General features: G+C 40.5%; 12 protein-coding genes. 10 read left to right on the top strand and 2 right to left on the bottom strand.

Translation table 11 applies throughout. The features are described 5' to 3' along the window. Position 1: 1 nt before the first annotated feature. The 3 genes from HBH39_RS10100 (at position 2) to HBH39_RS10090 (ending at position 1,575) form a co-directional block, all read left to right on the top strand. The gene (locus HBH39_RS10100; protein WP_167677909.1) at positions 2-442 is read left to right on the top strand and encodes a DUF1285 domain-containing protein; all 441 of its coding nucleotides are present in this window, start codon (positions 2-4) and stop codon (positions 440-442) included. Between the two features lie 131 nt (positions 443-573). Then, positions 574-990, top strand: coding sequence for a MarR family winged helix-turn-helix transcriptional regulator (locus HBH39_RS10095; RefSeq protein WP_167677907.1), 417 nt, complete (start codon positions 574-576; stop codon positions 988-990). Between the two features lie 84 nt (positions 991-1,074). After that, complete coding sequence (locus tag HBH39_RS10090) at positions 1,075-1,575, top strand: GNAT family N-acetyltransferase (RefSeq protein WP_167680039.1); 501 nt, start codon at positions 1,075-1,077, stop codon at positions 1,573-1,575. 82 nt (positions 1,576-1,657) lie between these two features. On the opposite strand, the gene fur is transcribed toward HBH39_RS10090, so the two are convergent. Then, positions 1,658-2,089, bottom strand: coding sequence for a ferric iron uptake transcriptional regulator (gene fur, locus HBH39_RS10085; protein ID WP_167677905.1), 432 nt, complete (start codon positions 2,087-2,089; stop codon positions 1,658-1,660). Positions 2,090-2,432: 343 nt separating this feature from the next. On the opposite strand from fur, the gene cobB reads away from it, so the two are divergent. Further along, positions 2,433-3,167, top strand: coding sequence for a Sir2 family NAD+-dependent deacetylase (gene cobB, locus HBH39_RS10080; protein ID WP_167677903.1), 735 nt, complete (start codon positions 2,433-2,435; stop codon positions 3,165-3,167). Further along, on the top strand, positions 3,164-3,637 hold the full coding sequence (locus HBH39_RS10075) for an AAA family ATPase (protein WP_167677901.1): 474 nt from the start codon (positions 3,164-3,166) through the stop codon (positions 3,635-3,637). Before cobB ends, HBH39_RS10075 begins: the two co-directional genes overlap by 4 nt. Positions 3,638-3,698: 61 nt before the next feature. On the opposite strand, the gene HBH39_RS10070 is transcribed toward HBH39_RS10075, so the two are convergent. After that, positions 3,699-4,985, bottom strand: coding sequence for a citrate synthase (locus tag HBH39_RS10070; RefSeq protein WP_167677899.1), 1,287 nt, complete (start codon positions 4,983-4,985; stop codon positions 3,699-3,701). A 412-nt stretch (positions 4,986-5,397) separates the two neighbouring features. On the opposite strand from HBH39_RS10070, the gene sdhC reads away from it, so the two are divergent. The 5 genes from sdhC to sucA all read left to right on the top strand — a co-directional run bounded on the left by sdhC (position 5,398) and on the right by sucA (position 11,670). Next, positions 5,398-5,793: a succinate dehydrogenase, cytochrome b556 subunit gene (gene sdhC, locus HBH39_RS10065; RefSeq protein WP_167677897.1), complete on the top strand. Its 396-nt coding sequence runs from the start codon at positions 5,398-5,400 to the stop codon at positions 5,791-5,793. After that, the gene (sdhD, locus tag HBH39_RS10060; RefSeq protein WP_167677895.1) at positions 5,787-6,134 is read left to right on the top strand and encodes a succinate dehydrogenase, hydrophobic membrane anchor protein; all 348 of its coding nucleotides are present in this window, start codon (positions 5,787-5,789) and stop codon (positions 6,132-6,134) included. The genes sdhC and sdhD overlap by 7 nt, the downstream gene beginning before the upstream one ends. Beyond that, entirely contained in the window at positions 6,135-7,901 is a 1,767-nt protein-coding gene (gene sdhA / locus HBH39_RS10055) for a succinate dehydrogenase flavoprotein subunit (protein ID WP_167677893.1), read from the top strand. A 15-nt stretch (positions 7,902-7,916) separates the two neighbouring features. Then, positions 7,917-8,624, top strand: coding sequence for a succinate dehydrogenase iron-sulfur subunit (locus HBH39_RS10050; protein WP_167677891.1), 708 nt, complete (start codon positions 7,917-7,919; stop codon positions 8,622-8,624). Positions 8,625-8,847: 223 nt separating this feature from the next. Next, complete coding sequence (gene sucA, locus HBH39_RS10045) at positions 8,848-11,670, top strand: 2-oxoglutarate dehydrogenase E1 component (RefSeq protein ID WP_167677889.1); 2,823 nt, start codon at positions 8,848-8,850, stop codon at positions 11,668-11,670. Positions 11,671-11,683 lie beyond the last annotated feature (13 nt).

The raw sequence follows: 11,683 nt of genomic DNA, 5'->3' as shown, positions 1-11,683 counted from the left end.
GATGAGTAGCACACACAACAATATTTCAAGTCAAATGCAAAGTTTCACCCACAAAGATGGCGTGCAACTTTGCAGTGAGCAAGCTCTTTTCCATATTCAAGCTGATGGTGTCTGGCAATACCAACAAAGCCCACTTCCTACAAAGTTTGCTCGAATGTTTAGTCATATACTTCATTGTATTAATGATGAGCATTTACTCATTACACCTGTTGAAAAGGTGAGGGTCAGCATTGAGCGCTGGCCAATTTTATTGGTAGATGTGGTTAAAATTAATCAAGAATTTCATGTGACTTCTAATTTAGATACGCAATTTGTCGTTAGCGAGTTGGATATAATTGTTACAGAGCAAGAGATTACAGTGAGATTGCCAAGAGGCTTAACAGGTACATTAAGTCGAGCTTGCTACTACAGATACATTAATGAGTTTTTAACTTTTGACTAAAGTTGTCGATTTTAACGTAGATAATGGTATGTTTAATGAAGTCTGCATCTAGGCATTACAGATAAATTTGACTCACTATCAGTTGTCGTTGAAAACAAAAAATCAACATTGAAGCAGTCAGGAGGTCTAAATTGAAACGCTTTGAAAGTCTAAACTATTTAGTATCACATCTAAATTTAACTTTGCAGCAAGAGTTAGATATTCGATTAAAACGTTATCAGCTTGATATTAAGCTTTGGCCTGTATTATTTACTCTTTGGCAAGAAGAAGGCTTAACCCAGACCGAATTATCTAAACGCTGTGACGTTGCCAACTACACTATGACACGTTTACTAGATCAACTTCAGGTTCAGGGTTTAGTTACACGACATCAAGAAGCGGATAACCGCCGTGCATTTCAGATTTACTTAACCGATGATGGTAAGGCGTTAGAGCAAGATTTAGTGCATGAAGCGGAATGGGTTAATGAGCAATATCTTGCATTACTGACCCTTGATGAACAACAAGAACTTATGAGACTACTTAATAAAATCAATAAAATAGCTTAATCTCAAGCCACCTTTTTTGATACCATGACCGTTAAATTGATATAACGATAACAAGGACGCTGCATCATGGTTGGCACTACCGACATAATTACTGAAACAGAAAGACTTATACTCAGGCCATTTACACAGGCTGATGTTCCCGCACTGTTTATGATGAACAGCATAAAAGAAATGCTGACTTATATTCCAATGGAGCCGCTAACTGAAGAATCTCAAGCGACAGAGCTTTTTAATAATGTGATTTTGACCGACTATGCAAAATACGGCTTTGGTCGATGGGCAGTGCAGCACAAACAAGATAATAAAGTGATCGGTTTTTGTGGGCCTAAGTTTTTACCAGAGTTTAATAAAGTTGAGCTAGGTTATCGTTATTTTCCTGAATATTGGCGACAAGGTATTGGTTTTGAAGCGGCACAAGCTACTGTTAATACTTTTAAAACTCAGTTTAATATAGATTTATTTATCGCCTTGATATTGCATGGTAATGTAGCTTCAGAAGGTGTGGCTAAAAAATTAAACATGTCGATAGTTGAACAAAGTGATTATATGGGACATAAGGTTCATGTATATCAACGTACTTTATAATTTGACTGTATTTTTTCAATAAAAAACCAGCTTGATTAGCTGGTTTTTGATTATCTAATAACTATTATCTGTTAGTTTAATGCTATTGGTCAGCGTGGTCACAGGTATCGTTAGTGCAATGCCCGTATAAATATAAGCTGTGATGAGTCAATTTAATGTTATGACGCATTGCAATTTCATCTTGACGACGTTCAATAATTTCGTCTGAAAACTCAATTACTTTATCGCAAGTTAAACAAACTAGATGATCGTGATGCTTTTGAGTCGACATCTCAAAAACGGCTTTGCCACTTTCAAAATGATGCCGATGTAAGATTCCTGCATCGTCAAATTGGTTTAAAACCCGGTAGACAGTAGCCAAACCGATTTCTTCTCCAATTTCTAATAGTTTTTTATATAAATCCTCAGCACTAATATGCTGATTATCAGGATCTTGCATCAGTTCTAGAATTTTGACGCGCGGCAGGGTTACTTTTAATCCGGCTTTTTTAAGCGCTTGATTTCCATCTGTCATTGCTAATCTCTTGATTGCAGAACCAATTGGTTCGTCCGTGGATGTTACCCCATTATATGTGCTGAATTTAAAAACTTAAACCTCTTAAATTACATTATGAATGTTATTGCTGATTATTTACGAAAAAGACGCTGTTTTATTCGAAATCGCTTGTTAAATGAGTGATATTAAGCTTACTTATACTAAGGGATTATTGATGATTTGTCTTGATTTGGTGACACTTGATATTATGGAACTTAATCAAATATGAGTTAGCTGGAATCTTATTCATGACAATTTGCAGCTTATAACCCATTATTCAATATTAAGTAGTAAGCAACGCTAATAATTATAAGGAAAATCCATGTACCGGAATATTGTGATATTAACCGGCGCAGGCATTTCTGCCGAGTCAGGCATAAAAACGTTTCGTGATCAAAACGGTTTATGGGAACAACATTCAATCGAAGATGTTGCCACACCTGAAGGTTATGCGAATGATATCGAACTAGTCGAGCGTTTTTATAGTAGCCGTTGGCAGCAATTGCATTCTGACGAAGTCTCGCCAAATCCAGCACACTATGCTTTGGCAAAGTTAGAGCAAGCATTTGATGGTAATATATTGGTCATTACCCAGAATGTGGATGATCTACATGAGCGCGCAGGCTCAAGACGCTTGCTCCATATGCATGGTGAGCTAAATAAAGGTCGGTGCCCAAAATCATTACAAACATTTATACTACGCGAGCCCTTTGGGCCAGATAACTGCTGTACCTGTTGTATTCCGGCTAAACGTTTACGTCCTCATATTGTATGGTTTGGTGAAATGCCCTTTGGCATGGATAGAATTCATGACGCTTTAGATCGATGTGATTTATTTATCGCAATTGGTACCTCTGGAACGGTTTATCCTGCCGCAGGTTTTGTTGATAGTGCCAATCATCATGGGGCACAAACGGTTGAAGTTAACTTATTGGAGCCTGATAGACATAGCCAGTTTCAATATCATTTTACTGGTAAAGCGGGCGATATCGTTCCTCAATTGGTTGACGATATCCTCGACGGAAAAGTTATCGGTAGCGAACCAATAGCCCTATGAGTGATGTGAAGCAGCCTCAAAATAGCAGTAAATTAGTGATTATTATGCGCGGTTTACCCGGCAGTGGAAAATCCCACTGGGTTGAGCAATTTATTCTGTCTCAACCGCTTGCAGTGGCGGCTAGAATTAGGAAAACAGGCTACTTCTCAACAGATAAGCTATTTTTTGTCGATGATAAATATCGATTTGATGTCAATAAGCTGCCACAAAACCATCAAATTAATCTGAGTCTCTTCATTGAGGCGTTAGCACGAGCCGAACCTGTGGTATTTTGTGATAATACTAATGTATGTCATTGGGAGTATTTAGCGTATAAAACTGCCGCGATAGCGTTAGGTTACCAAGTAAAAATAGTACTTGTTGGCGATCCTAAATCAGCAGCACATCAGGTGCTATGCTCACAACGAAATACCCATCATGTATCGCTAAAACAGATTCAGAGAATGGCAAAGTTATTTGAAATAGATTAGGTTTCAATTACATAAAAAAGCGCCACAAGGCGCTTTTCGTTTGGTTATAACCGTTAATTGATTAACGTTTATCTAAGCTGACAAAATCACGCGCTGATTCACCAGTATATAACTGACGAGGACGGCTAATTTTGTGACCTGGTTGATCTAACATTTCTTTCCAGTGAGAAATCCAACCAACGGTACGAGACAATGCAAATAACACTGTAAACATATCATTAGGGATACCAATGGCTTTCATAATCAAACCAGAGTAGAAGTCAACGTTCGGGTAAAGCTTCTTAGAGATGAAGTATTCATCTTCAAGAGCAATACGCTCGAGTTCCATTGCTACGTCGAGTAATGGATCAACCACTTTGAGCTCAGATAATACTTCATGACACGTTTCACGCATGACTTTAGCGCGAGGGTCAAAGTTTTTGTAAACGCGATGTCCAAAGCCCATTAGACGGAATGGATCATTCTTATCTTTCGCTTTTTCGATAAACTCTGGGATACGGTCTACTGAACCAATTTCTTCGAGCATGGCAAGACAAGCTTCGTTCGCGCCACCGTGAGCCGGGCCCCATAATGATGCAATACCCGCAGCAATACACGCGAAAGGATTTGCACCAGAAGAACCAGCTAAACGTACTGTTGACGTTGAAGCATTCTGTTCATGATCTGCGTGAAGAACGAAGATACGGTCCATTGCACGTTCAACTACTGGGTTAACTTTATATTCTTCGCATGGCGTTGCGAACATCATAGATAAGAAGTTACCCGCATAGCTTAAATCATTACGTGGGTACACAAATGGTTGACCCATTGAGTACTTGTAACACATTGCTGCAATTGTTGGCATTTTTGACACCAAACGGAAAGCGGCAATTTCACGATGCTTTGGATTGTTCACATCAAGAGAATCTTGATAGAACGCAGAGAGTGCACCTGTTACACCACATAGCATCGCCATTGGATGAGCGTCACGGCGGAAACCACGGAAGAAGAATGCGATTTGCTCGTGAACCATAGTATGCAGTTTGACTGTGGTTTCGAATTTTTCGAAATCAGCTTGAGTCGGCAACTCTCCGTAGAGTAGCAAATAACATAAGTCTAAATAACTTGATTCAGTTGCAAGTTGTTCAATTGGATAGCCACGGTGTAATAAAATACCTTGGTCACCATCGATATATGTAATAGCAGACTCACATGATGCTGTTGCTAGAAAGCCAGGATCAAAAGTGAAATAGCCTTTCTTTCCTAATGTACTGATGTCGATTACATCGAACCCTTCAGTACCTTTCTTAATTGGTAAGTCGATTGAATCGTTACCTGGTAACTCTAATTTGGCTATATTATCAGCCATACCCCGTTCTCCTTACTTCATTCTTTTATATGAGTGCGGCATGTTAAGCGGTCATTACTTTACAGTGAATTTGTGTGATAGATCAATTTAAATAAGCGTTTAAATTTGTTAGACCATGGTATATATGTTGTCAGACCCGCATGTAGCTTGCGTTAGAATAAAAAATTAATAAAAAAACATAATTTGCATAATGTGATGTTTGTATTTGACAATTCTCGCGAGTATACTTGCCTGCGCCACTAAAGGCGACAAGCATCACAGTTTGGAAATTATTGCTTTACAAACTAAATTAGTGATCTCTCAACTGGTTAGGTGTTTGATAGTAGTTTGTTTTCTGGTTAAACATTTTATCAACATGAAAGATTGTTGAATGTTTAAGCAAAAAAGAAATGCATAACAAAAATAATGCTCAATGGAGCTGAGTGAGCAGAACGTGAAAAAGCAAAGACCTGTCCATATAGACCTGCAGACGATTCGCTTCCCTGCGACAGCGATCGCATCAATCCTACACCGTATTTCCGGTGTCATCATGCTGTTTGCTATTGGTATTCTTTTGTGGTTGTTAAATTCAACTTTAACTTCAGCAGAAGGGTTCGCTAGCATACAAACCTTGTTTGATAGTTTCGTTATGAAGTTTATCCTTTGGGGCATTCTAACCGCACTTGGTTATCACTTATTAGGTGGCATTCGTCATTTAATTATGGATACAGGTCGTTGGGAAGAACTGTCTTCAGGCATTGCTTCAGCTAAGGCAGTTTTTGCATTAGCAATAGCCTTTTCGATTATCGCGGGGATTTGGGTATGGTAACAAATGCAGCAAGTTTTGGACGCAGTGGTGTTCATGACTTTATTTTATTACGCGCCAGCGCAGTTATCCTAGCTTGTTATACCATTTTTATGGTTGGATTCATTGCCTGCAGTGCCCCATTAACTTTCGAAATTTGGCAAGGCCTTTTTAGTTCACTGCCAATGAAAGTGTTTACTCTGTTAGCGTTAATTGCGTTACTAATTCATTCATGGATTGGTGTATGGCAAGTGTTAACAGACTATGTGAAGTGTACCTCGTTACGTGGTGTATTACAGTTTACCTTTGTTGTGACCGCATTCAGTTATTTAGCGGCCGGCATTGTCATAGTGTGGGGTGTATAAGTGAGTATTCCAGTACGCGAATTTGATGCAATCGTTATCGGCGCTGGTGGCGCAGGTATGCGAGCAGCATTACAGATTTCTAAAGAAGGTAAAAGCTGCGCGCTTTTATCTAAAGTATTCCCAACTCGTTCACATACGGTTTCTGCTCAAGGTGGTATCACCGTAGCATTAGGTAATGCGCACGAAGATCATTGGGAACAACACATGTACGATACAGTTAAAGGTTCCGATTTTATTGGTGACCAAGATGCAATCGAATTCATGTGTCAAACTGGCCCTGAAGCGATTATCGAACTTGAACATATGGGCTTGCCATTTTCACGATTCGACAATGGCAAAATCTACCAACGTCCTTTTGGTGGTCAATCAAGAAATTTTGGTGGTGAACAAGCCGCACGTACCGCAGCAGCTGCTGACCGTACAGGCCATGCTTTACTTCATTGCTTATACCAACAAAATGTTAAGCACAAAACTCAGGTTTATTCTGAGTGGTACGCTTTAGATCTTGTTAAAAATGAAGATGGTGCCATTGTTGGTTGTACTGCGATTGAAATTGAAACCGGTGAAGTGGTTTATTTTAAAGCCAAGGCAACAATTTTAGCGACAGGTGGTGCAGGGCGTATTTATGCATCCACAACAAACGCTCACATTAACACTGGTGATGGTGTTGGTATGGCAGCTCGCGCTGGCGTTCAATTACAAGACATGGAAATGTGGCAGTTCCACCCAACGGGTATTGCTGGCGCAGGTGTTTTGGTTACTGAAGGTTGTCGTGGTGAAGGTGGATATCTACTTAACAAAGACGGCGAGCGTTTCATGGAGCGTTATGCGCCAAATGCGAAAGATTTAGCCTCTCGTGACGTAGTAGCACGTTCTATGATGACTGAAATTCGTGAAGGTCGTGGTTTAGATGGTCCATTAGGTCCACATTGTTTATTAAAACTCGATCATTTAGGTAAAGAAACCTTAGAAGCTCGTTTACCGGGTGTATGTGAATTATCTCGTACCTTTGCGCACATCGATCCAGCAGACGGCCCAATTCCAGTATTGCCAACTTGTCATTATATGATGGGTGGTTTACCTGCTAAAGTTAGTGGTCAAGTCATTCATATGAATGAAGATGGCACTGAAAAAGAAGTGACAGGTTTATTCGCAGTGGGTGAAATTGCTTGTGTGTCTGTTCATGGTGCTAACCGTTTAGGTGGTAACTCGTTACTTGACCTAGTGGTATTTGGGCGTGCAGCAGGTCAGCATTTAGGTAAGGCTTTAGATGAGACCGCTGATCCGAAAGAAGCTACTGAAGCAGAAATTAATGCGTCTTTAGCACGTTTGAACCGTTGGGAAAATAACAAAGACGGTGAAGATCCTGCAGTTATCCGTAAAGATTTACAACTTTGTATGCAACTAAACTTCTCTGTTTTCCGTACAGGTAAAGCAATGGCAGAAGGGTTAGAGCAACTAAAAGCGATTCAAAAGCGTTTAGAAAATGCCAAGCTTTCAGACAACTCTAAAGAGTTCAATACACAACGTATTGAATGTCTTGAGCTAGATAACCTTATGGCCACAGCGTTAGCAACAGCATATGCTGCTAACTTCCGTACAGAAAGCCGTGGTGCGCATTCTCGTGAAGACTTCTTAGAGCGTGATGATGACAATTGGTTATGCCACAGTATTTTTGACCCAGTAACTGAGTCGATGGCAAAACGCGATGTCAACATGGCACCTAAGTTACGTGAAGCCTTCCCTCCGAAGAAACGTACCTACTAAGCAGGAGTTGCAAAGATGAAATTAACATTTGCAGTGTACCGTTATAATCCTGATGTAGATACAAAACCGTACATGAAGGATTACACCTTGGAAGTGCCTGATGGCTCTGACATGATGGTGTTGGATGCATTAATTAAACTTAAAGAACAAGACTCAACACTTGCGTTTCGTCGTTCATGCCGTGAAGGTGTATGTGGTTCTGATGGTATTAATATGAACGGTAAAAATGGTTTAGCGTGTATTACGCCTGTTTCTACCTTCAAAGGTAAAAAACTAGAGATCCGTCCTTTACCTGGTATGCCAGTTGTGCGAGATTTAGTTGTTGATTTAACTCAATTCTATAAGCAATATGAGAAAATCAAGCCTTACTTAATTAATGATGAAAAAACACCAGCACGTGAACATTTACAATCACCTGAAGAGCGTGAGCATTTAGACGGTTTGTATGAATGTATTATGTGTGCATGTTGTTCAACTGCTTGTCCTTCTTTCTGGTGGAATCCAGATAAGTTTATCGGACCAAGTGGTTTACTCCATGCTTATCGCTTCTTAATCGATAGCCGAGATACCGCCACAGAAGCGCGTTTATCTGAGTTAGATGACGCATATAGTGTGTTCCGTTGTCACGGTATTATGAATTGTGTTGATGTTTGTCCAAAAGGATTAAACCCAACCAAAGCTATTGGCCATATTAAGTCAATGCTATTGAAGCGAGCAGTTTAATGCACTTAGAAGAGCCTTTAATACCCTTTAATTAGCTCTTTATGAGAGTCATCTTCCTCGCCGGAGATGGCTCTTTTGTGTGTTTATGGATTACCCTTTGTCACAAATTTGTTAAATCCATTGTTGTACAAGTCTTTGGCAGAGATAGAAAGTTAAGCATAATAATTATGTTGATTGTTATGCATTATGGCTAGCACGTGTATCAAGTTTGAAAGGAATAACAATGCACCAAGGCATCATGAAAGCCTGGCTTGAGTCATCACATTTAAGTGGTGCAAACTCAACCTATGTAGAAGAGATGTATGAAGCCTATCAAGAAGATCCGCAATCAGTAACTGCTGATTGGCAGCTTGTTTTTGATAATCTCCCTCCGGTTAACGGTGCCTCAGTAGATGTACCAGAAACTGCCCACTCTAAAGTTCGTGACTACTTCCGTAGCTTAGCATTAGAAGGTCGATTTAAAGGCGCTGCGCGCGTGACCGATCCTGAGCTAGATGCAAAGCAAGTTAAAGTTCTTCAGTTAATCAATGCCCACCGTTTTCGGGGACATCAAAATGCCAACCTTGATCCATTAGGATTGTGGAAACGCGAAGCTGTACAGGAGCTAGACCCTGCTTATCACGGATTAACCCAAGAAGATATGCAACGTGAGTTTAATACGGGATCTTTTGCCTTAGGCGGAGAAACCATGAAACTCCAAGATATTATTCATGCCCTAAAGAGTAGCTATTGTGGCTCTATTGGTGCGGAATATATGCATATTACTGATACAGATGAAAAGCGTTGGATCCAGCAACGTCTTGAACCAACCTTAGGCAAAGCTAACTATAGCCCAGCGATTAAAAAGCGTATTCTTGAAGGGTTGAATGCGGCTGAAGGTATTGAAAAATATCTTGGAGCTAAGTTCCCTGGTGCTAAACGCTTTTCGTTAGAAGGTGGTGATGCACTTGTGCCAATGATGCGCGAAATCATTTATCGTGCAGGTGAGGCGGGTACCAAAGAAATCGTAATTGGTATGGCGCACCGTGGTCGATTAAATTTATTAGTCAATATTTTAGGTAAGCGTCCTGGTGAATTGTTTGATGAGTTTGCTGGTAAGCATTCAGATACTCATGGTTCTGGCGATGTTAAATACCATCAAGGATTCTCATCAGACTTTGAAACACCTGGCGGTAATATTCATTTAGCACTTGCTTTTAACCCATCACATCTTGAAATTGTTAATCCTGTTGTGATTGGTTCAGTTCGTGCTCGTCAAGATCGTCGCGGTTGTAAAGACGGTTTACAAGTCATGCCAATTACCATTCATGGTGATTCTGCTATTACTGGCCAAGGCATAGTACAAGAGACATTTAACATGTCTCAAACTCGTGGCTTTAAAGTGGGTGGTAGCATACGTATTGTAGTGAACAACCAAGTTGGTTTTACAACGTCTAACCATGCTGATGTGCGTTCTACTGAATACTGTACTGATATCGCTAAGATGGTTCAGGCACCGATTTTCCATGTTAATGCTGATGATCCTGAAGCGGTAGCGTTTATTTCACAATTGGCAGTTGATTACCGTAACGAGTTTAAACGTGATGTGGTTATCGACTTAGTGTGTTATCGCCGCCATGGTCATAACGAAGCTGATGAGCCAAGTGCTACTCAGCCGCTAATGTATGCAAAAATCAAAAAGCATCCAACTCCGCGTAAAATTTATGCCGATAAGTTGATTGCAGAAAACAGCATCGCAGCGGATGAAGTCACAGGCCTGATAAATGAATATCGTGATGCACTTGATGCCGGTGATTGTGTTGTAAAAGAGTGGCGCCCAATGACGTTACATACAGTCGATTGGACACCTTACTTGAACAAAGAGTGGGATGACAGTTACCAAGGCTCTATGTCGATGGAGCGTTTGCAAAATCTTGCTAATAAACTCGTTGATATTCCTGAAAATCATAAGTTGCAGTCGCGTGTTGCTAAAATTTATGCTGACCGAGTTTCAATGGCTAAAGGTGAAAAACTTTTAGATTGGGGTTTTGCAGAAACACTCGCCTATGCTTCGATACTTGAAGATAACAAACGTGTTCGCATTACCGGTCAAGATTCTGGCCGTGGTACTTTCTTCCATCGTCACGCTGTTTTACATAATCAAAATGATGCCACGACATACATGCCACTGCGTAATATTGCAGATGTACAAGCACCGATAGATATTACCGATTCTGTATTATCTGAAGCTTCGGTATTGGCATTTGAGTATGGTTACGCCACAGCGGAACCTAGTGGCCTAACCATTTGGGAAGCGCAATTTGGTGATTTTGTTAACTGTGCCCAAGTTGTGATTGATCAATTCTTATCATCAGGCGAGCAAAAATGGGGACGTTTATGTGGTCTTACCATGTTGTTGCCTCATGGATATGAAGGTCAAGGCCCAGAGCACTCAAGCGCCCGCTTAGAACGTTTCTTGCAGTTGTGTGCCAACCATAATATGCAAGTTTGTGTGCCATCAACACCTGCTCAGGTTTACCACATGCTACGTCGTCAAGTGGTTCGTCCAATGCGTCGTCCATTAGTGGTTATGTCACCAAAATCTTTACTGCGTCACCCATTAGCTGTCTCTAGTATGGAAGAACTTGCTGAAGGTTCGTTCCAAAATATTATTGGCGAAATTGACACTTTAGATGCAAGTAAAGTTGATCGCGTCGTGTTTTGCAGTGGTAAGGTGTATTTTGAATTACTTGAAAAGCGCCGTAGAGAAAATATTACCAATATTGCACTGATCCGTGTTGAGCAGCTGTACCCATTCCCGGATGCGGAAATGCGCGCTGCATTAGAAGCTTATCAGCATGTAAAAGACTTTGTATGGTGTCAGGAAGAACCTCAAAACCAAGGTGCTTGGTACTGTAGCCAGCACCATTTCTGGGCTAATATTCCAGCAGGTGCTCAGTTAACTTATGCGGGGCGTGAAGCATCAGCTGCACCAGCATGTGGTTATCCAGCGTTGCATGCTCACCAGCAAGAATCATTAGTGAATAGCGCATTAAAACTGTCGTAATAGAAATAATATA

It is taken from the genome of Shewanella aestuarii, from assembly GCF_011765625.1.
Classification (GTDB): Bacteria; Pseudomonadota; Gammaproteobacteria; order Enterobacterales; family Shewanellaceae; genus Shewanella; species Shewanella aestuarii_A.
Note: the sequence above shows the minus strand (reverse complement) of the source record. Positions and strands in the feature narration are given on the sequence as shown.

Excerpts from the sequence above, each read along its gene's own strand:
- HBH39_RS10100 (WP_167677909.1), top strand. The coding sequence starts at position 2 with ATGAGTAGCACACACAACAATATTTCAAGTCAAATGCAAAGTTTCACC.
- fur (WP_167677905.1), bottom strand. The coding sequence starts at position 2,089 with ATGACAGATGGAAATCAAGCGCTTAAAAAAGCCGGATTAAAAGTAACC.
- cobB (WP_167677903.1), top strand. The coding sequence starts at position 2,433 with ATGTACCGGAATATTGTGATATTAACCGGCGCAGGCATTTCTGCCGAG.
- HBH39_RS10075 (WP_167677901.1), top strand. The coding sequence starts at position 3,164 with ATGAGTGATGTGAAGCAGCCTCAAAATAGCAGTAAATTAGTGATTATT.
- HBH39_RS10070 (WP_167677899.1), bottom strand. The coding sequence starts at position 4,985 with ATGGCTGATAATATAGCCAAATTAGAGTTACCAGGTAACGATTCAATC.
- sdhC (WP_167677897.1), top strand. The coding sequence starts at position 5,398 with ATGGAGCTGAGTGAGCAGAACGTGAAAAAGCAAAGACCTGTCCATATA.
- sdhD (WP_167677895.1), top strand. The coding sequence starts at position 5,787 with ATGGTAACAAATGCAGCAAGTTTTGGACGCAGTGGTGTTCATGACTTT.
- HBH39_RS10050 (WP_167677891.1), top strand. The coding sequence starts at position 7,917 with ATGAAATTAACATTTGCAGTGTACCGTTATAATCCTGATGTAGATACA.
- sucA (WP_167677889.1), top strand. The coding sequence starts at position 8,848 with ATGCACCAAGGCATCATGAAAGCCTGGCTTGAGTCATCACATTTAAGT.